General features: G+C 69.9%; 22 protein-coding genes, 1 tRNA gene and 1 pseudogene. 11 read left to right on the top strand and 13 right to left on the bottom strand.

What is annotated here, in order from left to right; translation table 11 throughout:
- The first annotated feature begins 1 nt into the window (after position 1).
- The 3 genes from ACK4YQ_RS15060 to ACK4YQ_RS15050 are packed head-to-tail and all read left to right on the top strand — an operon-like array spanning position 2 to position 2184.
- Complete coding sequence (locus ACK4YQ_RS15060; protein WP_409612279.1) at positions 2-1006, top strand: D-cysteine desulfhydrase; 1005 nt, start codon at positions 2-4, stop codon at positions 1004-1006.
- On the top strand, positions 1003-1683 hold the full coding sequence (locus ACK4YQ_RS15055; protein ID WP_409612277.1) for an aspartate/glutamate racemase family protein: 681 nt from the start codon (positions 1003-1005) through the stop codon (positions 1681-1683). The genes ACK4YQ_RS15060 and ACK4YQ_RS15055 overlap by 4 nt, the downstream gene beginning before the upstream one ends.
- A gap of 54 nt (positions 1684-1737) precedes the next feature.
- Positions 1738-2184 (top strand): DUF6491 family protein, encoded by a 447-nt coding sequence (locus ACK4YQ_RS15050; protein WP_409612275.1) that lies wholly within the window; start codon positions 1738-1740, stop codon positions 2182-2184.
- Between the two features lie 3 nt (positions 2185-2187).
- On the opposite strand, the gene ACK4YQ_RS15045 is transcribed toward ACK4YQ_RS15050, so the two are convergent.
- The 5 genes from ACK4YQ_RS15045 to ACK4YQ_RS15025 all read right to left on the bottom strand — a co-directional run bounded on the left by ACK4YQ_RS15045 (position 2188) and on the right by ACK4YQ_RS15025 (position 5681).
- Positions 2188-3036, bottom strand: a complete 849-nt coding sequence (locus ACK4YQ_RS15045; protein WP_409612273.1) for a neutral zinc metallopeptidase — start codon at positions 3034-3036, stop codon at positions 2188-2190.
- Between the two features lie 58 nt (positions 3037-3094).
- A complete protein-coding gene (locus ACK4YQ_RS15040) occupies positions 3095-3451 on the bottom strand; it encodes a hypothetical protein (RefSeq protein WP_409612271.1) in 357 nt (118 codons plus the stop codon).
- 49 nt (positions 3452-3500) lie between these two features.
- Positions 3501-4058, bottom strand: a complete 558-nt coding sequence (locus tag ACK4YQ_RS15035; RefSeq protein WP_409612270.1) for a tetratricopeptide repeat protein — start codon at positions 4056-4058, stop codon at positions 3501-3503.
- Positions 4059-4154: 96 nt separating this feature from the next.
- Positions 4155-5072, bottom strand: a complete 918-nt coding sequence (locus ACK4YQ_RS15030; RefSeq protein ID WP_409612268.1) for a DMT family transporter — start codon at positions 5070-5072, stop codon at positions 4155-4157.
- A gap of 108 nt (positions 5073-5180) precedes the next feature.
- Positions 5181-5681 carry a RidA family protein gene (locus tag ACK4YQ_RS15025; protein ID WP_409612266.1) on the bottom strand — a complete coding sequence of 167 codons (501 nt, stop codon included), beginning with the start codon at positions 5679-5681 and terminating at the stop codon, positions 5181-5183.
- A gap of 812 nt (positions 5682-6493) precedes the next feature.
- On the opposite strand from ACK4YQ_RS15025, the gene ACK4YQ_RS15020 reads away from it, so the two are divergent.
- Positions 6494-9133 carry a TonB-dependent receptor plug domain-containing protein gene (locus ACK4YQ_RS15020; RefSeq protein ID WP_409612265.1) on the top strand — a complete coding sequence of 880 codons (2640 nt, stop codon included), beginning with the start codon at positions 6494-6496 and terminating at the stop codon, positions 9131-9133.
- 58 nt (positions 9134-9191) lie between these two features.
- On the opposite strand, the gene ACK4YQ_RS15015 is transcribed toward ACK4YQ_RS15020, so the two are convergent.
- Positions 9192-9731: a GNAT family N-acetyltransferase gene (locus tag ACK4YQ_RS15015; protein ID WP_409612263.1), complete on the bottom strand. Its 540-nt coding sequence runs from the start codon at positions 9729-9731 to the stop codon at positions 9192-9194.
- A gap of 45 nt (positions 9732-9776) precedes the next feature.
- Complete coding sequence (locus ACK4YQ_RS15010; protein WP_409612261.1) at positions 9777-10565, bottom strand: hypothetical protein; 789 nt, start codon at positions 10563-10565, stop codon at positions 9777-9779.
- Positions 10566-10792: 227 nt separating this feature from the next.
- On the opposite strand from ACK4YQ_RS15010, the pseudogene ACK4YQ_RS15005 reads away from it, so the two are divergent.
- Positions 10793-10978: pseudogene (locus ACK4YQ_RS15005) on the top strand (cold-shock protein); the annotation flags it as partial.
- A 135-nt stretch (positions 10979-11113) separates the two neighbouring features.
- A complete protein-coding gene (locus ACK4YQ_RS15000; protein WP_409612346.1) occupies positions 11114-11332 on the top strand; it encodes a cold-shock protein in 219 nt (72 codons plus the stop codon).
- An 81-nt stretch (positions 11333-11413) separates the two neighbouring features.
- Here the strand turns inward: ACK4YQ_RS15000 and ACK4YQ_RS14995 are convergent, their stop codons facing one another.
- On the bottom strand, positions 11414-12694 hold the full coding sequence (locus ACK4YQ_RS14995; RefSeq protein WP_409612344.1) for an NRAMP family divalent metal transporter: 1281 nt from the start codon (positions 12692-12694) through the stop codon (positions 11414-11416).
- Between the two features lie 196 nt (positions 12695-12890).
- Here ACK4YQ_RS14995 and ACK4YQ_RS14990 point away from each other — a divergent pair, with 196 nt between their 5' ends.
- Both ACK4YQ_RS14990 and ACK4YQ_RS14985 read left to right on the top strand, forming a co-directional pair.
- Positions 12891-14849 (top strand): PAS domain S-box protein, encoded by a 1959-nt coding sequence (locus tag ACK4YQ_RS14990; protein ID WP_409612259.1) that lies wholly within the window; start codon positions 12891-12893, stop codon positions 14847-14849.
- Between the two features lie 176 nt (positions 14850-15025).
- Positions 15026-16126, top strand: a complete 1101-nt coding sequence (locus ACK4YQ_RS14985) for an AI-2E family transporter (RefSeq protein WP_409612257.1) — start codon at positions 15026-15028, stop codon at positions 16124-16126.
- A 28-nt stretch (positions 16127-16154) separates the two neighbouring features.
- Here the strand turns inward: ACK4YQ_RS14985 and ACK4YQ_RS14980 are convergent.
- A tRNA-Leu gene (locus ACK4YQ_RS14980) sits at positions 16155-16240 on the bottom strand.
- Between the two features lie 58 nt (positions 16241-16298).
- Positions 16299-16526: a hypothetical protein gene (locus ACK4YQ_RS14975; protein WP_409612256.1), complete on the bottom strand. Its 228-nt coding sequence runs from the start codon at positions 16524-16526 to the stop codon at positions 16299-16301.
- A 213-nt stretch (positions 16527-16739) separates the two neighbouring features.
- Here ACK4YQ_RS14975 and ACK4YQ_RS14970 point away from each other — a divergent pair, with 213 nt between their 5' ends.
- The 3 genes from ACK4YQ_RS14970 to ACK4YQ_RS14960 all read left to right on the top strand — a co-directional run bounded on the left by ACK4YQ_RS14970 (position 16740) and on the right by ACK4YQ_RS14960 (position 19501).
- A complete protein-coding gene (locus ACK4YQ_RS14970) occupies positions 16740-17066 on the top strand; it encodes a ferrous iron transport protein A (protein WP_409612255.1) in 327 nt (108 codons plus the stop codon).
- Positions 17063-18937, top strand: a complete 1875-nt coding sequence (locus ACK4YQ_RS14965) for a ferrous iron transporter B (RefSeq protein WP_409612254.1) — start codon at positions 17063-17065, stop codon at positions 18935-18937. Before ACK4YQ_RS14970 ends, ACK4YQ_RS14965 begins: the two co-directional genes overlap by 4 nt.
- Positions 18938-19177: 240 nt before the next feature.
- A complete protein-coding gene (locus ACK4YQ_RS14960; RefSeq protein WP_409612252.1) occupies positions 19178-19501 on the top strand; it encodes a hypothetical protein in 324 nt (107 codons plus the stop codon).
- Between the two features lie 16 nt (positions 19502-19517).
- Here ACK4YQ_RS14960 and ACK4YQ_RS14955 read toward each other — a convergent pair whose 3' ends face one another.
- Genes ACK4YQ_RS14955 through ACK4YQ_RS14945 form a run of 3 tightly spaced genes read right to left on the bottom strand, consistent with a single transcriptional unit; the run spans position 19518 to position 21309 of the window.
- Complete coding sequence (locus ACK4YQ_RS14955) at positions 19518-20018, bottom strand: MarR family winged helix-turn-helix transcriptional regulator (protein WP_409612250.1); 501 nt, start codon at positions 20016-20018, stop codon at positions 19518-19520.
- Positions 20015-21022 carry a fumarylacetoacetate hydrolase family protein gene (locus tag ACK4YQ_RS14950; RefSeq protein ID WP_409612249.1) on the bottom strand — a complete coding sequence of 336 codons (1008 nt, stop codon included), beginning with the start codon at positions 21020-21022 and terminating at the stop codon, positions 20015-20017. Before ACK4YQ_RS14950 ends, ACK4YQ_RS14955 begins: the two co-directional genes overlap by 4 nt.
- A complete protein-coding gene (locus ACK4YQ_RS14945; RefSeq protein ID WP_409612247.1) occupies positions 21019-21309 on the bottom strand; it encodes a hypothetical protein in 291 nt (96 codons plus the stop codon). Before ACK4YQ_RS14945 ends, ACK4YQ_RS14950 begins: the two co-directional genes overlap by 4 nt.
- Position 21310 lies beyond the last annotated feature (1 nt).

Genomic DNA, 21310 nt, shown 5'->3' with positions numbered 1-21310 from the left:
CATGCTTTTGTCCCGCTTCCCCCGCGCCCGCTTCGCCCACCTGCCCACGCCCCTGGAGGCCGCGCCGCGGCTGGGCGCGGCGCTCGGCGGCCTGAACCTGTTCGTCAAGCGTGACGACTGCACGGGGCTGGCCGGGGGCGGCAACAAGACCCGCAAGCTGGAGTTCCTGCTGGGCGAGGCCCTGGCCCAGGGCGCCGACACCTTGATCACCCAGGGCGCGGTGCAGTCCAATCACGTGCGCCAGACGGCCGCCGCCGCGGCCCGCTTCGGCCTCACCTGCGAGATCATCCTGGAGGAGCGCACCGGCTCCAAGGCCGCCGACTACGTCGGTTCGGGCAACGTCCTGCTCGACAAGCTGCTGGGCGGGGCGATCCGCTTCACCCCCGGCGGCAGCGACATGAACGCCGCGCTCGAGGCGGTGGCCGAGGAGGTTCGGGCCCGCGGCGGCAAGCCGTATGTGATCCCCGGCGGCGGCTCCAACCCCGTCGGCGCCCTCGGCTACGTCGACTGCGCCTTCGAGCTGGTGGCCCAGGCCAACGCAAGCGGCCTGAAGATCGACCGCATCGTCACCGCCACCGGCAGCGCCGGCACCCACGCGGGCCTGGTGGCCGGCCTGGCGGTGATGGGCGCCGACATCCCGGTGCTCGGCGTCGGCGTGCGCGCGCCCAAGGCCCAGCAGGAGGCCAACGTCTTCAAGCTGGCGCGCGAGACCGCCGCCCTGCTCGGCCACGAGGACCGGGTGACGCGCGAGATGGTCGTCGCCGACTGCGACTACGTGGGCGCCGGCTACGGCCTGTTCGACGAGAAGGTCGCCGAGGCCCTGAAGCTGGCCGCTCGCACGGAAGCCCTGCTGCTCGATCCGGTGTATACCGGCAAGGGCATGCTTGGCCTGATCTCCCTGGCGCGACAGGGCGCCTTCAAGGACGAGACCGTGGTGTTCCTGCACACCGGCGGCTCGCAGGGCCTGTTCGGCTATCACAGCGAACTTGAGGCCTATCTGCCGTGAGCCTGGTCCTGGGCCTGCTGGGCGGCATGGGACCCGCCGCCACCGTCGACTTCCTGGCCAAGCTGCAGGCCCTCACCCCGGCCGAGCGCGACCAGGACCACATCCGCGTTCTGGTCGACCTCAATCCGCAGGCGCCGGACCGCAACACGGACTCGACGGCGGCGGGCCTGGAACTGGCGGACATGGCCCAGGGCCTGGCGGGGGCCGGGGCGGAGGTGCTGGCCATCGCCTGCAACACCGCCCACGCCCATGCCCGCGATGTCCAGCAGGCCGCCGGCCTGCCGCTGATCGACATGATCGAATGCGCCGCCGGCGAGGCCCAGGCCACTGGCGAGCAGCGGGTCGGGGTGCTCGGCACCAAGCAGGCCCTGCGGCTCTATCATGAACACCTGGCCGCCCGCGGGCTCTCGGCCGTGTTCCTGCCGGCGGAACGCCAGGCGGCGTTCATGGATCTGCTCTACAGGATCAAGGGCGGCGACCTTGGCGACGACGTCCGCACCGGCATGCGGGCCCTGGCCCAGGACCTCGTCGCCGCGGGCGCGCGCACCCTGATCGCCGGCTGCACCGAGGTTCCGCTGGTGATCGGGCCGCAGGACCTCGGCTGCCCGCTGATCGACAGCTCCGCCGCCCTGGCGCGGCGCTGCGTGGCGGTTTGCAAGGGCTGGGAGCGGCTGTAGGGTGACCGGGTCCGCGGGGACCGGACCACCGCCACCCAGGGGAGAACCCGCGCCATGAAGCCGATCCTGCTCGCCGCAGCCCTCACCGCCACCCTGGCCGCCGCCGCCTGCGCCGGCCAGCCGCCGGGCGCGCCGTCTCCGGCCGTGGGCGCCCAGGCGGCCGCGGGGGTGAATGCGACGGCGTCCGCGTCCAGCAGCAGTTGTTTCCGCATGACGCAGATCCGCGGGCACCGCATCGCCGGGGACAACACGATCTACGTGCGGGTGGGCTCCGACGACGTCTATCAGGTGACCACGGCCGGCGCCTGCGGGGCGGGCGCCCTGCGCAACGACACCCTGATCATCTCCACGACGGCCGGCGCCGACCTGATCTGCCGCCCGATCGACCTGGACCTGAAGATCCGCTCGGGCGCGGGGATGGTGACGCCCTGCATCGTCTCCTCCATCGCGCGCCTCAGCGCCGAGCAGGCGAAGGCGATCCCCGAGAAGCTGCGCCCCTAGGCCCTAGAGCCGCGCGGCCTCGAAGGTGTCGCAGGCGGCCGGATCGCCCGTGTCCACGCCGCGGCGGAACCAGCGCATGCGCTGCTCGCTCGAGCCGTGGGTGAAGGCGTCCGGAACGACGCGGCCCTGGGTCTGGCGCTGCAGGGTGTCGTCGCCGACGGCCGCGGCGGCGCGCAGCCCATCCTCGATGTCGCGCGGGTCGAGCGCCACGGCGCCGCCCGAGGCCTCGGCCGCGTGGGCCGCCCAGACGCCTGCGTAGCAGTCGGCCTGCAACTCCAGGCGCACGGAGCCGGAGTCGGCGCCTTTGGCGCCCATCCGCTCGGCGCGGGCCGTCTGGCCGGTCAGGTGCTGCACGTGGTGGCCGATCTCGTGGGCGATGACATAGGCGCGCGCCGCCTCGCCCTGGGCGCCGAAGCGCCCCTCCAGCTCCTGCCAGAACGACAGGTCCAGATAGACCTTCTGGTCGGCGGGGCAATAGAACGGCCCCATGGCGGCCTGGCCGGCCCCGCAGCCCGTGCCGGTCGCCTGGTCGTAGAGCACGACCCCGGCCGGCGGGCGGTAGGCCTGTCCCGAGGCGCGGAAGATCGGCGTCCACACGTCGTTGGTGGAGGTCTCGATCACGTCGACGAACTGGCCGGCCTCGTCCTGCGGCGTGCCTTCGGCCACGCTCTGCTGCTGGGCAGGAGCGGCGGCGCCGCTCACCACCTGCATGGTGGTCTGCGGATCTATGCCGAAGACGAAATAGCCGATCAGCGCCAGGATGACGCCGCCGGCGCCGACGCCGCCGACCACGGGCGACATCCCGCGGCGGTCCTCGATGTTGCCGGACCGTCGTCCGCCCTGCCAGCGCATGCCTGCCTCCGTTCAGCGGCGCCAGCTTATCGCGTCCGCCGGGCCGAAATCGAGCCTGTCAGCGCCGGTTGGCCGCCGCCTCGCGGACCCGCTGGTTGGACCGGGCAAGCCGCTCGTCCGGGATCGTCGCCAGGCCCTCTGGAACGGCCCGCGGCCCGGGCGGCGGCGCGAAGGACAGGGTCGAGCGCGCGCTCTGCTCGCGAAGGGTGCGAACCGCCTCGTCGGCGCGACGGGCCGCCTCCAGAGCGTTGAGACGGTTCTCCAGGTCGACCTGGCGCTGACGGGCGGCGGCCTCGGCGGCGGCCGCCTCGCCCTCGGTGACGTAGCCCGGGATGTAGCCCCCCGGCGCCTGGGCCGCGGCGGGCGCAGCAGAGGCGGCGAGGCCGGCGAGGATCAGCAGGAGCGCTGCGCGCATGGGAGCGTACATAGGCTCGTCAACGCCCGAACGCCCGCCCGGCTCCCGCTCAGCGCCGCGTCACGGTGAAGCGGGTGAGCTGCTCGCGCGGGGCCGCCCACTCCGGCTCGATCTCGATGGCCTTCTGGTAGTCGAAATAGGCGGACTTGGCGTCTTCCAGGCCCTCGTAGGCGAGGGCGCGGTTGTAATAGGCCTTGGCCGGCTCCTCGACGCCGAGCTCCAGGCCGCGGTTGATCTCTCCGATGCTCTCGGCGTAGCGCCGCTGGCCGATATAGGCCGCCCCGCGGTTCACATAGGCCTCGCCCAGGTCGGGCGCCGCCTTGATGGCCATGTCGAAGTCGCGTTCGGCGGTCCTGAAGGCCGCCCGGCGCAGGCGAAAGACCCCGCGGTTCACATAGGTGCCGGCCCGGTCACGGGCGTTCAGGAATTCGGTCTCCAGGGCCAGGGTGCAGACGTCGTCGAAGCGGGAATCCGTCTCGCCCGCCACCGCCGCCCTCGAGCATTCTTCGGCCAGTCCGCCGCCCAGCACCGTGACCGCGCCTTGCGCCGCGCCGGCCGCGCCCAGGAAGAGGGCGGCGCTGACTAAGGCTGTCGCCGCCTTGATCATGTTTCGCCTCCATGGCGCCGGGCCGCCCGGACTGGACGCCCGGCGATGCGGAAGCCTCCGCCCGTACCGGCGTTCTGTCAACGCGGGCCGAACGCCTCAGCCGGCGCGGCGGGCGGCGGCGCTGCGGCGGGTTTCGCGATAGACGATGTAAAGGCCGCTGGCGGCCACCACGGCCGCGCCGGCGAGCATGCCCAGGCGCGGCGTCTCGCCCCAGACGAAGAAGGCGATCAGCCCCGCCCACAGGAGCTGGGTGTAGTCGAACGGCGCCACCGCCGCGATGGGCGCCAGGCGCAGGGATTCGGTGAGCAGGAGCTGGCCCACCCCGCCGAGGAGGCCCGCGCAGACCAGCAGCGCCAGGGTCAGGGGGTCGGGCATGACCCAGCCGAACGGCAGGCTCAGGAGCCCCGCCACCGCGCCGGCCAGGGTGAAGTAGAAGACGATGCGCGGCCCCGGCTCGGTGCGGCCGATCTCGCGGATCGCCGTCATCGCGCCCGCCGAGCCGACGGCGCCGATCAGCCCGTAGATGGTGCCGATCGAGGCCATCATCCGGGTGGGGTCGGGCCGCACCATGATCAGCACGCCGATGAAGCCCACCGCCACCGCCGCCCAGCGGTGGGGCCCCACGTGCTCGCGCAGGATCAGCGCCGACATGGCGGTCATGAACAGGGGCGCGGAAAAGGACAGGGCCGTGGCCTCGGTCAGCGGCAGGTGGGCCACGGCCATGAAGCCGCAGGTCATGCCGGTGAGGCCGACGGCGGCGCGCACCAGGTGTCCCCCCGGCCGCGACGTGCGCAGCACCGAGGGGCCGCTGGTGCGGGCGATGTAGAGGCCCAGCGGCACGAAGGCGAAGGCGTTGCGGAAGAACAGGGTCTGGAAGACCGGAACCCCGTGCAGGGAGGCCCACTTCACCATGGCGAACAGCCCGGCCATGCAGGCCACGGCGCCGACGCGGCAGAGGATGCCGGCGCCGATGCGCTGGACCGGCGCGTGGTCGGGATGGGACTGGGGCGGCAAGGCGGGCTCCGGAGCGGCGCTCCTTAAGGCGCCGATGGCCGCCCGAGGCAAGCCCTGGCTCGGGCTGCGGCCGGGAGGCGCCCGCCCCCCGGCGCGCAAGGTCGACGACTACTTCTTCTTGGCCGCCTGGACCTCGATCTCGGCCAGCATCTTGGGCGCCACCAGGCTGGCGACCTGCATGGTCACGCGGGCCGGCTTGTTGGGCTGTTCGGGCGTGCCGAAGAACATCTTGTAGCCCTCCATCATGCCGGCGAAGTCCATCTTGCCGCCCTTGTCCGGGTCGCCCACGAGATAGACGCGCATCATCACCACGTCGCCCATGGTCAGGCCCTGGTCCTTCAGGATCCCTTCGATGCGCTTGAGGATGCCGATGGTCTGGGTCTTGGTGTCGCCGAACTCGGCCAGCGTGCCGGCCGGGGCGTCGGGGTTGGTCTGCGGCGGGGTGATGCCGCTGACGTAGAGGATGTCGTGATCCGCCGAGACGTAGACCGCGCTGGAGATCGCCGAGCTCGGCGCGCCGATGTGGACGACTTCCGCCGCGGCGGGACCGGCGGCCAGCGCCACGGGCAGGGCGGCCGACGCGAGGGCGGCGGCGATGAGTTTGCGCATCTTGGTCTCCATTGGTGATCGCTTCGATGTTGCCACAGAATCTCGGGACGCGAAGGACGCGCGACAGGTGCGGCCGTGTCCCCAAGCGCGGCGCCAGAACCGGTCGATACGGCTGCGGTTTCAAGCCCGTTCGATCCGCGGGCGCCCGGGCCCCGGCGGTTGATCAAGGCCTGGGCGCCGTCAGCCTAGTTATTCCGCAGTACTGAATCGCAACTTCAAGTTGGCGCCGGCAAACACAGGGTGATCCACCCGAATCTTGGCCGGCTCCGTGAGCTTCTCGCCTATTTTGGATGCACCTGCGCGCCATTTCGACAGGTATCGACCGAAATGTCGACGGGCCGACCCCAGCCAGATTGACAGACATTCAAATCCGTCCGGTCCTGTTACTGCGATGTACGGATTGAGAGGCCGTCGCCGCAAAGTGCTCAAGATCACAAGACGCGTATCACATGTGGCGAGGAAACTTTCTGGCCGGGCGCTCTCCAGGAATGTGAGCGTAGGGAAGCATGCACTTGTCCTTCTATCTCAGACTACAGCCCGTTCGAGCCTCGGCTCACGAACACGGCCGACGATATTGAGGCGTATAGACGTGTGGCCTGACCGCCACATCGCCTAGGCGTCACATCTAGACCTGAATTCGAAGTCCTTCAACGCAGGGCCACGGCTCTGCGCAGGGACAAGTCATGCCTAATACCAGAAAGAGAACTCAATACATACACGACAATTGTAATTCCGCTCCCGGTAAAGAGGTCAGTTCTGCGAGCGGGTACAGCCAATACGACTTCTGCATCCGACAAGAAGAAGGGGGTATCATGCAGATCACGATTAAACGGTCCCTGCTGTTCGCGGGGATTTCGCTCTCGGCGATGCTGGTGGCGGGCGTAGCCAGCGCACAGACGACGGCCGCCGCGACGTCCGAACTCGAGGAACTGGTGGTGACCGGGTCGCGCTCCAAGCCGCGCACCGTCCAGGACTCCCCTGTCCCGATCGACGCCTACGGCGCCGAGGAGATCTCCTCCGTGGCCGTGTCCGACACCATGGACGTCCTGAAGACCCTGGTGCCTTCCTACACCCTGGCGCGCCAGCCGATCTCCGACGGCTCCAGCTTCATCCGCCCGGCCTCCCTGCGCGGCCTGCCCGGCGACAAGACCCTGCTGCTGGTCAACTCCAAGCGCCGCCACCGCGCCGCCCTGGTGCCCACGGGCGGGTCGGGCTCCCAGGCCGCCGACGCGGCGGTGATCCCCTCATCGGCCCTGAAGTCGGTCGAGGTGCTGCGCGACGGCGCCGGCGCCCAGTACGGCTCGGACGCCGTGGCCGGGGTCATCAACTTCATCCTGAAGGACAACGACAGCGGCGGTTCGCTGTCGGTCATGGCCGGCCAGTACTATGAAGGCGACGGCGACCTGATCACGGTGACCGGCAACAAGGGCTTCAAGCTGGGCGATTCCGGCTTCCTCAGCGCCTCGTTCGAGTACATCACCGAACAGCCGACCTCCCGCGGCCGCCAGTACTGCAACGTCGGCATCCCGAACCAGTCGGTCGGCTTCTGCGCCCAGACCTTCGGCACCAACGCCGCGACGGCCGCCTACGCCGCCTCCGTCGGCTGGGACCCGACCAAGCCCAGCGTCCTGCAGAAGTGGGGCCAGCTCGACACCAAGGCGTTCCGCAGCTTCGTCAACGGCGGCTACACCTTCGGCAACGGCTCGGAGCTCTACGCCTTCGCCAACTACTCGCAGAGCCACCAGAAGGAAGACTTCAACTACCGCAACCCGATCGACGTCGGCGCCTCGACCAACCAGCTGGACGACTACGTGCGCCTGGCGGACGGCTCGCTCTGGCGCGCCAACTCGATCTTCCCGCTGGGCTTCACTCCCCAGTTCTTCGGCGATGTGACCGACTACAGCCTGACGGCCGGCTACAAGGGCACGATCGGCGAGGGCCTCGGCTATGACCTGAGCGCCCGCTACGGCAACAACAAGATCGAGTACAAGCTGACCGACACGGTCAACTTCTCCATGGGCCCAGCCTCGCCGACCGAGTTCCATCCCGGCGACCTGATCGCGGACGAATACGCGGTCAACGCCGACTTCACCTACGAGTGGAAGACCGGGTTCACCTCCGAGCCGGTGTTCATCGCCTTCGGCGCCGAGTACCGCAACGAGGGGTATGAGATCGTCACGGGCGACACCGACTCCTACATCGCCGGCGTCTACGCGGTGGCCGACCCCTATGACTTCTGCACCAACGAGGCGACCGTCTCGCAGCGGACGCTTCGGTCGACCGCGCCGCAGAACATGGGCATCAACTGCGCCAGCGCCTCCGACCCCGTCTACAAGGTCCTCGGCGTCGGCTCGAACGGCTTCCCCGGCTATCCCCCGCTCTATTCGGGCAGCCTGGAGCGCGACAGCTACGCGGCCTATGTCGACGCCAGCGCCGACGTGACCGATAGGCTGTTCGTGCAGGCCTCGCTGCGCGGCGAGAACTTCTCCGACTTCGGCTCCACGGTCGACTTCAAGCTGGCCGGCCGCTTCGAGTTCAGCGACGCCTTCGCCCTCCGCGGCTCGGTGGGCACGGGCTTCCGCGCCCCCACGCCGGGCCAGCAGTTCACGACGGTGGTGTCCACGGTGGTGAACAACGGCCAGCCGGTGGCCCAGGGCCTGTTCCCGGCGACCAACCCGGTCGCCCAGTACCTCGGCGCCAAGGAACTCGACCCGGAAAAGGCCAAGAGCGTGACCCTCGGGATCACCTCCAGCCTGCCCTTCGGCTTGGACCTGACCGTCGACGCCTACTACATCACCATCGACGACATGTTCTACGGGATCACCCCGATCACCGTGACCTCGTCGATCCAGGCCGCCATGATCGCCGCCGGCATTCCCGGCGCCGACACCATCGGCCAGATCACGTTCTTCCAGAACGCGTTCGACGCCAAGGTCGCCGGCCTGGACATCGTGGCGACCTACCAGCACGAGTGGGCGAACGGCCAGACGACCGACTTCTCGGCCTCGTTCAACTACAATCAGAAGATCGTCGACACGGTGAAGCAGTTCGTCGACTCCACGGGCCAGACCCGCGTGTTCTTCGACGGCGAGTACGTCTACGACTTCAAGCACGCCGACCCGTACTGGAAGAGCGTGCTGTCGGCGACGCACCACATCGGCCCGGTGACGATCCTGGGCCGGGCCAACATCTACGGCCCGTACAAGAACATGTTCAGCGTCAGCAACCCGATCATCCAGGAGTGGGATCCGGAGGTCCAGTTCGACCTCGACGTCACCTGGGACATCGACGACACCTACACGCTCACGGTCGGGGCGCGGAACATCTTCGACGAGTACCCGGCGCCGGACGCCACGGGCGAGTCGGGGACGAACGGCCGGATCTACCGGTCCGACTCCCTGGTCGACTGGCAGGGGGGCTTCTACTACGCCAAGGTCGCGGCGAAGTTCTGAGCCTCCAGCGCGCGCGCTCGAGCGGGGGCGGCCTTCGGGCCGCCCCTTTTTCGTCGGCTCAGATCGCCTTGCGCATGCGGATCAGCGGTACGGCGACGCCGGTAGAGGTGTCGGCCGAGAAGCGCTCCACCTCGACGTAGCCGCAGGCGCGGTAAAGCGGCTCGCCCGCCAGGGTGGCGGCCAGTTCGCAGGCGGCGAAGCCCTCGGCGGCGGCCTCGGCCTCGCACAGGTCCAGGATCAGCCGGCCGATCCCCCGCCGGGTCCACGCCGGGTGGGTGTACATCGCGCGGACCCGCGCCGGCTCGTGCGCCGGATCCAGAAGGGCCGCGTCGCGACCGGCGCTATGGTCCCCGCCGAACAGGGTGGCCCGCCGGCTCCAGCCGCCGCAGCCGACCACCTGCCCCTCGGCCTCGACCACGTGATAGGTGCCGTCTGCGATCAACTGGGTGTCCAGCCCCATGATCTCGAACGAGGCGGCGACGCCCTCGGCCGGCAGGTAGGGCCGCAGCAGGTCGCGGATGGCGGCGTCCATCAGGGGCGTGATGGCGGCGATGTCGGCGGCGACGGCGTGGCGGTGGGTGAAGGCGTGGCTCTGCATGTCCCCTTCCCTAGCCGCCGGGCGCGGCGAGGCAAGCGTGGGCGATCAGCGGGCCTGGGCGTCGATCAGACTGCCTGAATAGGCTGCATGGCCGACGTGGGTGAGGCGGCTCCTGAAGTCGGCCTTGATCTCCCCGCCCAGGTCGCGCCAGCGGCGGCAGAAGGCGTAGTCCTCCGAGAGATACTCGCCGGTCTCGGGCTCGATCATGGTGTCGAACACCATCACCGCCTCGGCGGCGGTCGCGCCGGTCATGTCGCCGTGTCTGGCGCGCAGCTCGGGATGGGCGGCGCAGACCCGCGCCATCGCCTCGCGCCGGATCATCATGAAGCCGGTGCCGACGTAGGACACCGGCCCAAAGCCGTCGTCATCCAGTTCGACGCTGTTGGTGGGGCTCGGAATGAAGCGCACCACATAGCCGAGGGAGGCGGCCTGCAGGTCCTTCAGGCCCGCCTGGGCCGCGGCGCGGGCCTTGTCCCAGTCGATCCGCTTGGTGGGATAGACCCCGCCCACGACGTCGGCGTCGTGGTCCAGCAGGCGGAAGACCTGCTCGGGTCGAAAGCCGATGTCGGCGTCCACGAAGAACAGGTGCGTGGCCTTCGTCTCGTTCAGGAACTTGGCGGCCATCATGCCGCGGGCGCGGGTGATCAGGGCGTCGCCGCCTCCCAGGAACACCTCCAGGCCCACGCCCCGCTCCGCGCAGGCGGCCTGCAGGTCCAGCACCGAGCGCATGTAGTTGATGCTGGCCATGCCCCCGTAGCAGGGGGTGGCCAGGAAGATCGAACGCCGGCTGGCGGCGGGCCTTTCGGCCGATGGGGACTTGGCGCGACGCGACATGGGATGTGGACCTGTTCCGCCGCCGCCAGGATGAGCGGCGGCATTGCTTCGCTTAGCCGAACATCGCCAGCTTTTCGAAGAAGACAAAGGGCGCCCCGCATGCATCGACTGTGACGTTTCTGGGGGCGCGCCAGCGCATACCCTCTGGTGCGCAAGCGCTGCGGCCTGTAATCAGCACGTCAGTTTGAACGCACGCCAGCCGCGGCTGGCTCAAGTGGAATGAAGGCATGGCTACCGGCACCGTCAAATTCTTCAATAGCGCCAAGGGGTTTGGCTTCATCTCCCCTGACGACGGCGGCGCTGACGTGTTCGTGCATATCTCGGCCGTGGAACGGTCGGGCCTCCAGGGCCTGAACGACGGCGATCAAGTTTCCTTCGAACTCGAGCAGGACCGCCGTTCCGGCAAGATGGCCGCGACCGACCTGCGCGTGCTCGCCTCGGGCGGCCCGGCCCGGCGCCCGCAACGCTCGTTCGATCGCCCGCAGCGCAGCTTCGACCGCGATTCGTCCTACGGCGGCGGCGGCGGCGGCGGCGGCGGCGGCCCGAGCCTGGGCGCCGGCGAAGGGGTGGTGAAGTGGTTCAACCCGGTGAAGGGCTTCGGCTTCATCCAGCCGTCGGGCGGCGGCGGCGACGTCTTCGTGCACATTTCGGCGGTGGAGCAGGCCGGCCTGCGCGGCCTGAACGAAGGCCAGCGCGTCAGCTTCGAGCTGACCCAGGACCGCCGCACCGGCAAGACCTCGGCGACCAACCTGCAGGTCTTCGACTAAGCATCGGCCCAAGGCCCGACGCATCCGCCCTCGGCGCCCCGGCGCCGGGGGTTTTGCGCGTTGGGGCCGGCTGACGAGGGCCTAGCGCAGCACGAACATCAGGACCACCGCGCCGGCCATGCAGGCGGTCGCGGCCCATCCGGTGACCACCAGGGGCGCGGGGGCGACGAAGCGGCCCATAGCGCCGCGGTGCGAGACCACGACCATCATCGCCGCCATCAGCGGCACGGAAATCACGCCGTTGGCCACCGCGCTCCAGAACAGGGCCTGGATGGGCGTGACGGGCGAATAGACCACGAGCACCCCGACCAGCACGGCCAGGCCGATCACCGTGTAGAAGCCCACCGCCTCCCGCGGCTTGTGCTCGAGCCCGATCTTCCATCCCCGCGCCTCGCAGACGGCGTAGGCGGCCGACCCGGCCAGGACCGGGACCGCCAGGAGGCCCGTGCCGATGACGCCCAGGCTGAAAAGGGCGAAGGCGAAGTCGCCGGCGATCGGGCGCAGCGCCTGCGCCGCGTCCGCCGAGGTCTCGATGCCGGCGGCGCCCGCCGCATGCAGGGTGACGGCGGCCGTCAGCATGATCGCGAAGGCGACCAGGTTGGAGAAGGCCATGCCCAGGTAGGTGTCCCACCGGATACGGTTGAGCTGTTCCGGCGCATCCTCCGGATGCTCCAGCAGCGGGCCGGTGGTGGGGTCGCCCTCGCCCTCCTCCACCTCCTCCGAAGCCTGCCAGAAGAGCAGATAGGGACTGATCGTGGTGCCGAAGACCGCCACGACGACGGTGGCGGTGGCCGCGGTCAGCTCCAGGCGCGGCGCCACCGTCCGGGCGGCGACCTCGCCCCAGTCGATGTTCATGCTCAGCACCACGCCGAAATAGGCGAACAGCGCCAGCGTCAGCCACTTCAGGAAGCGGACGTAGCGGTGGTAGGGCACGAGGATCTGCAGGCCCAGCGACAAGGCTGCGAATCCCAGGGTGAAGACGTACTGGCCCCATCCGAGGACCAGTTCGGCCGCCGCGCCCATGGCCGCGAGGTCGGCGCCGATGTTGATGGTGTTCGCCACGAACAGCAGGCCCACCAGGGCGGTCACCGCCCAGGACGGCAGGATCCGCCGCAGGTTGGCGGCCAGTCCCCGGCCGGTGACCCTGCCGATCCGCGCGCTGGCCATCTGCATCGCCGACATCAGCGGATAGGTCAGGGGGATGGTCCAGAGCATGTTGAGGCCGAACTGGGCCCCCGCCTGCGAATAGGTGGCGATGCCGCTGGGATCGTCGTCGGCCGCGCCGGTGATGAGGCCCGGACCGAGCCGCGGGAAACGGGCCGCGCGGCGAATCCAACGAGACAGGGGCTTGTCCTTGCTCAAATTCAACCCGATTCCACGGCCGCCAGCGCGGCATCATACAGGCCTTCGCCGCATCGCGCCGCACTGGGCGCTCGAGTTGTAGGCGCGCGGGATTCGCGAAATAGTGGGGATGGCCGCAGCGGCGCGGAAACCAATTGTCCGCCGCCACGTTCGCGAGAAGCAGGGTGGCGGCAAGTTCAGGACAGAGCAGAGCGTGTTGGCGGATATCGAACAGGGACGCGGCACGCTGGACGTGAACATATACGAGCGCTTGGTGCAGTCGGTGGTCGACTACGCCATCTACATGCTCAGCCTCGACGGGCGGGTCTCGAGCTGGAACCCCGGCGCCGAACGGATCAAGGGCTATTCGGCCGCCGAGATCATCGGCTCGCACTTCTCGCGCTTCTACACGCCTGAAGACCGCGAGGCGGGGCTGCCGCAGAAGGCCCTGGAGCGCGCGGCCCAGGACGGCCGCTTCATCGCCGAGGGCTGGCGCCTACGCAAGGACGGCAGCCGGTTCTGGGCCGCCGTGGTCATCGATCCCATCCGCGAGAACGGCGAAACCGTCGGCTTCGCGAAGATCACCCGGGACATGACCGACCAGCACGCCGCCGCCCTGGAGGCGCTGGAGTACGAGCGCAGTTTCCGGCTGCTGGTCCAGGGGGTGAGCGACTACGCCATCTTCATGCTCGACCTCAACGGACGGGTGGAGAGCTGGAATGCGGGCGCCCAGCGGATTAAGGGCTACACGGCCAGCGAGATCCTGGGCGAGCACTTCTCGCGCTTCTACACCGAGGAGGAGGCCGCCGCCGGCGCGCCCGAGCGGGCGCTGGAGACGGCGCGTCGGGAAGGCCGGTTCACAGCCGAGGGATGGCGGCGGCGCAAGGACGGCACACGCTTCTGGGCCGGCGTGGTGATCGACGCGATCCACGACGACGACGGCCGGATGATCGGCTTCGCCAAGGTCACCCGCGACCTGACCGAGCGGCGCGAGGCGCAGCTCGAGCTGGAACGCTCGCAGCAGGCGCTGTTCCAGGCCCAGAAGATGGAGGCCGTCGGCCAGCTCACAGGCGGCCTGGCGCACGACTTCAACAACCTGCTCACGGGCATCACCGGCAGCCTGGACCTGATGAAGACCCGGCTGGCCCAGCAGCGCTACGACGAGCTGGACCGCTACATCTCCGCCGCCCAGGGCGCCGCTTCGCGCGCGGCGACCCTGACCCACCGGCTGCTGGCCTTTTCCCGCCGCCAGACGCTGGAGCCCAAGGCGGTCGACGCCAGCCGCCTGGTGGTCGGGCTGGAGGACCTGCTGCGACGTTCGGTCGGGCCGCAGGTGGAGATCGAGACCGCCTTCGAGGCGGGGCTCTGGACCTGCTTCTGCGATCCGAACCAGCTCGAGAACGCGGTGCTGAACCTGTGCCTCAACGCCCGCGACGCCATGGCCGACGGCGGCGCCGTGGTGATCCGGACAGCCAACGCGGCCATCGACTCCGCGGCGGCGGCGATGCTCGACATGGCTGAAGGCGAATACGTGGTGCTGAGCGTGAGCGACACGGGCGCGGGCATGCCGCCCGACGTCCTGGCGCGGGCCTTCGACCCGTTCTTCACCACCAAGCCCCCCGGCAAGGGCACGGGCCTTGGGCTTTCGATGATCTACGGCTTCGCCAAGCAGTCCGACGGCCAGGTGCAGATCAGGTCGGAGCCCGGTCTGGGAACGACCGTCTCGATCTACCTGCCGCGCCACCACGGCGAGGCGGAGGCGGAGGCCGCCGCCCGCCCCCGCCGGCTGCTTCCCAAGGCCAAGGACGGGGAGACGGTGCTGATCGTCGACGACGAGGCGACGGTCCGCATGCTGGTCGGCGACACCCTGGCCGAGCTCGACTACAAGGCCATCGAGGCCCCCGACGCCGGAGCCGGGCTCAAGGTGCTCGCCTCGGACGTCGACATCGACCTCTTGATCACCGACGTCGGCCTGCCGGGCGGCATGAACGGCAAGCAGATGGCCGACGCGGCGCGGGCCCTTCGGCCCGGGCTGAAGGTGCTTTTCATCACCGGCTACGCGGAAAACGCCAGCCTGTCCCACACACAGCTCGAGCCGGGGATGCACGTGCTCAGCAAGCCGTTCGCCATCGACGAGCTGGCCGCACGCATCCGCGCCATCATCGAAGCCGACTGACTTCCCGGCGCCTGCCGGAACCGGCCTCCGGCGCCGGTGTTCCGGTCCTCGAAGCCGCCGGGCCGCCGGCGAGCGGGCGAGAGGAAGACATGGCGCCGATCCACAGACCGATCCCGAAGCCGGACCGCCAGCCGCGGAGCCCTGGTCCGCTCCCCAGCCCCCAGACGGCCTGAGCCATGGCCGCCGACGGACTCGACGGCCGCTTTGTCGCCCGCACCCTGTTCGTGGCCGCCGTGGTCGCGGCCATGCTGCTCCTGTGGCAGCTGACGAGCGTGCTCCTGCTGATCTTCGGCGCGGTGATCGTCGCCGTGATCCTGCGCAGCGTGGCCGACCCCCTGGAGCAGCGCCTGCATCTGAAGGGCGGCCTGGCGCTGGCCGGCGCCGGAGTGCTGATCGTGGCCGTGCTCGCCGCGGCGGTCTGGCTGGCGAGCGCCCTGATGGCCGACCAGGTGCGCAGCCTGAAGGACATGCTGCCCAATTCCGTGCAGGAGTTGCGGGGGCGGCTGGCGAGCCTGCCCTTCGGCGAGCGCATCGCCGAGGAGCTGCAGTCGCCCGGGTGGCTCGCCTCGAGCCTGAACGGGGTGGCCGGGCGAATCGGCGGCGCGGCGCTGACCGCGGTGGGCGCCACGGCCAACATCCTGCTGGTGATCGTCATCGGCGCGTTCCTCGCCGCCAAGCCCGCCCAGGCGCGGGACGGTTTCCTGCGGCTTCTGCCGCACGGCCCCAGGGCGCCGGCCCGCGAAGCGATGGACGCCACCGGCCGGGCCTTGAAGCTGTGGCTGGTCGGCACCTTGGCCGACATGCTGGTGGTGGGGGTGCTGACGGCCCTGGGCGCCTGGATCATCGGCCTTCCCTCCCCCGGCGCCCTGGGGCTGCTGGCGGGCCTGGCCGCCTTCGTGCCGATCGTCGGCACCATCGCCGGCTCGATTCCCGGGGTGCTGCTGTCGGTTCAGTTCGGCCCGCAGATGATCGCCTGGACGATCCTGATGTACGTCGTCGTCCAGCAGCTCGAAGGCAACCTGATCTATCCGTTCATCCAGCGCAGGGCGGTGAACCTGCCGCCGTTCCTGACTCTCACCGCCGTGGTCGCCTTCGGCATCCTGTTCGGCTCGCCCGGGATCATCCTGGCCACGCCGCTGCTGGTGATGATCCACACCCTGACCAAGGTCCTCTACCTGAAGAACGCCCTGGGCGAGGACGTGCAGGTGGAGGGCGGAAACGAGGAGGGCGGAAACGAGGAGGGCGGAAACGAGGAGGGCGAGCCGGCGGACGGCTGAAGCCGGATCGGCCCTCGCCAGCCTGTCATGGTGCCCCAGGCCGGACTCGAACCAGCACTCCCTCGCGGAAAGCAGATTTTGAGTCTGCCGCGTCTACCATTTCGCCACTGGGGCACAGGGCGGGCGCGCAATCTAGCCAAGCGCGCCGCCGGGTCAACGCGGCGGCGGCCCTTCAGGAGGCGCGCGGATCGACCGCCGCCGGCAGGCCCCGCTGGGCGGCGCTGACGACCTCCTCGCGGGTGGGGCGGCGGGCGGGCGTCACCTCGACCGGCGCGGAGGCGGCCGTGCGCCGGCGGCCGATGCGGCGGAAGATCGCGCAGAGCCTGGCGTCCAGGTCCAGGGACGCCGGCGGGGCGAGGTCGAAGGGGGCCAGGCGACGCAGGGCGAGGGTCGGGGTCATGACAGGTCTCTCGAAGCGCATACCGACGATAGGTGCTGCGCCACGGTGGGTTTGATAGCCCCCCGCGCCCAGGCGCGCCTTGATTCAGCGCAAGGCGTCGATCCGGCCCCAGCGGCTATGCGTCCAATCGCCGGGTTGCCTTCCCGCGGCGGAGGCCGTAATTGATAATCGTTCGCAGGCTATTCTCCCCACTTCCGAGCTCAGGACGACCGGATGAACGATATGCGCGCCGCCGAGGCCCGTGACGCCGCCACGCCGGCCGGCGTCCTGGTGCGCCTGAGCGAGGCCTCGCCGGGCGACTCCGGCGTGATCGTCGAGGTGCGGGCCGAGAGCCATCCGGCCGACCACGGCGTGGACGTGCACGAGCTGCAGCGGCGCCTGCTGGAGTTCGGCTTCGTGGAGGGGGCGCGGGTGACGCTGATCCACGAGGGCGCGATCCGCCGCGACCCGATCGCCGTGCGCCTGGACGACATGCGGGTGGCCTTGCGCCGACGCGACGCCGAGGACGTGTGGCTGATGCTGGACGCTCCGCGTCCATGACCGAGGCTGTGCTTACGCCGGCCCGCGTCGCCCTGGTCGGCAATCCCAATTCAGGCAAGACCGCGCTGTTCAACGCCCTGACCGGCAGCCGCCAGAAGGTGGCGAACTACGCCGGCGTGACCGTTGAGCGCAAGGAAGGTGTGGCCACCACCCCCGGCGGCCGCAGTCTGTACATCCTGGACCTGCCGGGCACCTATTCCCTGCGCGCGCGCAGCCCCGACGAAGCGGTCACCCGCGATGCGGTGCTGGGCCGGCTGGCGGGGGAGACGCCGCCCGACGTGGTGGTCTGCGTGGCCGACGCCACCAACCTGCGCCTGGTGCTGCGCCTGATCCTGGAGCTGAAGGCGGTGGGCCGCCCGCTGGTCCTGGCGCTCAACATGTACGACATCGCCCAGCGCCAGGGGCTGCGCATCGACCTGGAGGGCCTGTCGCGGGAGATCGGCGCGCCGATCGTGACCACCGTGGCCACGCGCAAGCGCGGGGTCGAGGACCTCCTGCGCCAGGTGGACGAGCTGATCGCGTCCGGCGCCCTGGCCGGCGAAAGCCGCTGGCACGCCCTGGACGCCGCCGAGATCCGCAACGCCCACAAGGAAGCCCAACGCATCCTGCGCGCCCACGTGCGCCCGCCCGAGCATCCTGACACCTTCACCGGCAAGGTGGACTCGGTGCTGCTGCACCCGGTGTGGGGCCTGGCGATCCTGCTGGCCCTGCTGTTCACGATGTTCCAGGCGGTGTTCAGTTGGGCGACCCCGGCGATGGACGCCATCGAGGCCGGCTTCGCCGCCCTCGGCGGGCTGACGGCGCAGGTGCTGCCGGACGGCCTCCTGCAGAGCCTGATCGTCGACGGGGTGATCTCCGGGGTCGGCAGCGTGCTGGTGTTCCTGCCGCAGATCCTGGTCCTGTTCCTGTTCATCATCCTCCTGGAAGACTTCGGCTACATGGCCCGGGCCGCGTTCCTGATGGACCGGATCATGGGCGGGGCGGGCCTGCACGGGCGGGCCTTCATCCCCCTGCTTTCCAGCTTCGCCTGCGCGATTCCGGGAATCATGTCGGCGCGGGTGATCGACGCCAAGCGCGACCGGCTGACCACGATCCTGGTCGCCCCTCTGATGACCTGTTCGGCGCGGATTCCGGTCTACACCCTCATCATCGCCGCCTTCATCCCGAACCGGACCGTCTGGGGCTTCGTCAACCTGCAGGGACTGGTGATGTTCGGCCTCTACGCCGCCGGCATCCTCAGCGCGCTCGCCGTCTCGTTCGTGATCCGCAAGGTGTTCTGGCGCGGCGCGGTGGAGCCGTTCCTGATGGAGCTGCCGACCTACAAGCTTCCGGACGCCGAAACCGTCGCGCGCAACCTGTTGCAGCGGGCGCAGATCTTCATCAGCCGGGCCGGCCGCATCATCCTGCCGCTCAACATCGTGATCTGGGTGCTGTCGACCTTCCCTTCGGCGCCGGAGGGCGCGACGGACCCGGCGATCGACTACAGCTTCGCCGGGATCATCGGCAATGCGATCCAGCCGCTGCTAGCCCCCATCGGCTTCAACTGGCAGATGGCCGTCTCCCTGGTGCCCGGCATGGCCGCGCGCGAGGTGGCGGTGGCCACCCTCGGCACGCTCTACGCCGTGGGCGACGCCGAGAACCAGCCGGGGACCCTGGCCACCGTGCTGGCGCAGGACTGGTCCTTGGCCATGGGGCTGTCGTTCCTGGCCTGGTACGTATTCGCGCCCCAGTGCGCCGCGACCCTGGGCGTGGTGAAGCGCGAGACCAACAGCTGGGTCTGGCCGGGGGTCATGTTCGTCTACATGTTCTCCTTGGCCTATCTGGCCTCGCTCATCGTCTACCAGACCGCCGTCGCCCTCGGCGGAGGCTGACGGCGGCCGGCCCCGGCGCAAAGTCGCCACATTTGCTGTCGCGGGGCTCCTCATGGTGAACGCACAGCGGGCGTCGCAGGCGATATGCAATCCTAAGATGGCCTCCGGGAGCGGTTGCGGAGGCTTGCCCGCGACAATTTGGGGCAAATTTCACCCCGCAATCATGGTTAACGCGCCGAATATGCCTAATTCTCGCCTTAACCCTACGCTAATCAGGTGAAATGCAACCTGGGGGGCGTCATGAGAAAGATCGCCGATCAAGCCTCGGACAACACGCAGCCTGCCGCCAAGCGGTCGCAAGGCCGCCAGGCCCTGGCTAGACGGGTTCGTGAGGCGCTGCTTGCGCTGGGTGGAGAAGCCCACCGCCAAGTGGTCATCGAACAGGTGGCCCGCACCATGGGCCACGACGTGAGGCAGATCCCCGAGGAGCTGGAGGCCGCCGTGATCTCCAGTTTCGAGGAGAACTGGCGCAACGAGGCGCGGCGGCAGGCCTACGGCTTCCACCTGCGCTTCGGCGAGGGCTCCCATCGCTGGGGCGTGCGCCCCGTCGACGCGGTCGCCTGAGGCCAGAACCGCCTCTTCAGCGGACGACGCCGCCCTCGCCAGCGAGCGCGTTGGCCGCGCCCTGCAGCCGCATGAGCAGCCGTTTCAGCAAGGCGACCTCGGCCGGCGCGAGGCCCGAGATCAGGGCTGCCTCATAGGCCAGGGCCAGGGGGGCGATCTCGCCGTGCAGGCGCGCGCCCTCGCGGCTGAGAGCCAGAATGTGCGAGCGCCCGTCGGCGTGATGCTCGGCCCGCTCGATCAGCCGGCGGCGGGCCAGGCCCTGGGCGGCGCGGCTGACCGTCACCTTGTCCATCACCGTGCGGGTGACGATCGCGCCCTGGGTCATCGGCCCGTCCTCGGCCAAGACGCAGATCAGCCGCCACTGGGGGATGGTCAGGCCGAAGCGGTCCTCGTAGGCCCGCGCGATCAGGCTGCTCACCGCGTTGGAGGCGACCGAAAGCCGGTAGGGCAGATAGTCGTCGAGCTTCAGGTCCGACTGGACGGTCTCGGCGTCGGCAGGTCGCGGGTGAGCGGTCATCGCCGAACGACCTCCTGTTCGATGGCGCCAAAGATTGAGTGGCGGCGCGCGTCGCGCATTTCAATCCTTACGCGATCCCCGTACCGCAGGAACGGGGTCGTGGGCGCTCCATGGGCAATGGCCTCCACCGAACGCAGTTCGGCGATGCAGGAATAGCCCAATCCGCCTTCGGCGATTGATTTTCCTGGACTTCCATCCGCCCCGCGGTTCGACACCGTTCCCGAGCCGATGATCGTGCCGGCCGCCAGGGCGCGGGTCTTGGCCGCATGGGCGACGAGCCGGCCGAAATCGAAGGTCATGTCGACGCCGGCGTCCGCTCGACCCAGGGGTGCGCCGTTCAGCTCCACCTCGAGGGCCCCGTGCAGCCTGCCCTCGCGCCAGGCCGGCCCCAGGGCGTCGGGCGTCACCGCAACGGGCGAGAAGGCCGAGGCGGGCTTGGACTGGAAGAAGCCGAAGTTCTTGGCGAGCTCGGCGGGGATCAGCTCGCGCAGGGACACGTCGTTGCACAGCAGGACCAGGCGGATGCAGTCCAGCGCCGCCTCCGGCGTCACGCCCTGGGGCACGTCGCCGGTGATCACAGCCACCTCGCCTTCCATGTCGCAGCCCCAGGCTTCGTCGGCCAGGGGGATCGGGTCGCGCGGCGCCAGGAAGCCGTCCGAGCCGCCCTGGTACATCAACGGATCGGTCCAGAAGCTCTCGGGCATCTGGGCCCCGCGGGCGCGGCGGACGAGGTCGACGTGGTTCACATAGGCCGAGCCGTCAGCCCACTGGTAGGCCCGCGGCAGCGGGCTTGCGGCGTCGTGCTCGTGGAAGCGCTCGCGCGGGACTGCGCCGTGCTCCAGGCTTTCGGACAGGCCGCGCAGCAGCGGCTCGCACCGCGCCCAGTCGTCGAGCGCCGCCTGCAGGGTCGGGGCGATCGCATCGGCCGGCGCGCACCAGGCGAGGTCCGTCGAGACCACCACCAGCCGCCCGTCGCGGCCGCCTTTGAGGGACGCCAGTTTCATTGCCGGATCTCGTCTTGGGGAACATCGACGACGCAGGTGGCCTGGGCGCCGTCCTCAAAGGCCTCGGGCTCGAAGACGTTGACCTCGATGCGGATGCCGCCGCCGGGCTCGCCTTCCCAGAGGTAGTTGCGCTCGAAGGTCACCGTGCGGCCGAGCGGGGTGAAGCCCTCGTAGGAATCGCCCCAGGGCGCCAGCTCCGAAAGCTGGCGCCAGCTGAGGGTGCAGGCCCGCGCCAGCTCCTCGGCCGCCGCCGCGTTCAGGTCCTGGTGGAATTCGGCTCCGGCCATG

Source organism: Phenylobacterium sp. (assembly GCF_046291545.1).
Classification (GTDB): domain Bacteria; phylum Pseudomonadota; class Alphaproteobacteria; order Caulobacterales; family Caulobacteraceae; genus Phenylobacterium.
Note: the sequence above shows the minus strand (reverse complement) of the source record. Positions and strands in the feature narration are given on the sequence as shown.

Bases quoted from the DNA above. Each gene is read 5' to 3' on its own strand.
- ACK4YQ_RS15050 (WP_409612275.1), top strand. From the start codon at position 1,738: ATGAAGCCGATCCTGCTCGCCGCAGCCCTCACCGCCACCCTGGCCGCC.
- ACK4YQ_RS14960 (WP_409612252.1), top strand. From the start codon at position 19,178: ATGAGAAAGATCGCCGATCAAGCCTCGGACAACACGCAGCCTGCCGCC.
- ACK4YQ_RS14955 (WP_409612250.1), bottom strand. From the start codon at position 20,018: ATGACCGCTCACCCGCGACCTGCCGACGCCGAGACCGTCCAGTCGGAC.
- ACK4YQ_RS15020 (WP_409612265.1), top strand. From the start codon at position 6,494: ATGCAGATCACGATTAAACGGTCCCTGCTGTTCGCGGGGATTTCGCTC.
- ACK4YQ_RS15015 (WP_409612263.1), bottom strand. From the start codon at position 9,731: ATGCAGAGCCACGCCTTCACCCACCGCCACGCCGTCGCCGCCGACATC.
- ACK4YQ_RS14950 (WP_409612249.1), bottom strand. From the start codon at position 21,022: ATGAAACTGGCGTCCCTCAAAGGCGGCCGCGACGGGCGGCTGGTGGTG.
- ACK4YQ_RS14970 (WP_409612255.1), top strand. From the start codon at position 16,740: ATGAACGATATGCGCGCCGCCGAGGCCCGTGACGCCGCCACGCCGGCC.
- ACK4YQ_RS15060 (WP_409612279.1), top strand. From the start codon at position 2: ATGCTTTTGTCCCGCTTCCCCCGCGCCCGCTTCGCCCACCTGCCCACG.
- ACK4YQ_RS15010 (WP_409612261.1), bottom strand. From the start codon at position 10,565: ATGTCGCGTCGCGCCAAGTCCCCATCGGCCGAAAGGCCCGCCGCCAGC.
- ACK4YQ_RS14945 (WP_409612247.1), bottom strand. From the start codon at position 21,309: ATGGCCGGAGCCGAATTCCACCAGGACCTGAACGCGGCGGCGGCCGAG.
- ACK4YQ_RS14965 (WP_409612254.1), top strand. From the start codon at position 17,063: ATGACCGAGGCTGTGCTTACGCCGGCCCGCGTCGCCCTGGTCGGCAAT.
- ACK4YQ_RS15035 (WP_409612270.1), bottom strand. From the start codon at position 4,058: ATGATCAAGGCGGCGACAGCCTTAGTCAGCGCCGCCCTCTTCCTGGGC.
- ACK4YQ_RS14975 (WP_409612256.1), bottom strand. From the start codon at position 16,526: ATGACCCCGACCCTCGCCCTGCGTCGCCTGGCCCCCTTCGACCTCGCC.
- ACK4YQ_RS15025 (WP_409612266.1), bottom strand. From the start codon at position 5,681: ATGCGCAAACTCATCGCCGCCGCCCTCGCGTCGGCCGCCCTGCCCGTG.
- ACK4YQ_RS14985 (WP_409612257.1), top strand. From the start codon at position 15,026: ATGGCCGCCGACGGACTCGACGGCCGCTTTGTCGCCCGCACCCTGTTC.
- ACK4YQ_RS15045 (WP_409612273.1), bottom strand. From the start codon at position 3,036: ATGCGCTGGCAGGGCGGACGACGGTCCGGCAACATCGAGGACCGCCGC.
- ACK4YQ_RS15040 (WP_409612271.1), bottom strand. From the start codon at position 3,451: ATGCGCGCAGCGCTCCTGCTGATCCTCGCCGGCCTCGCCGCCTCTGCT.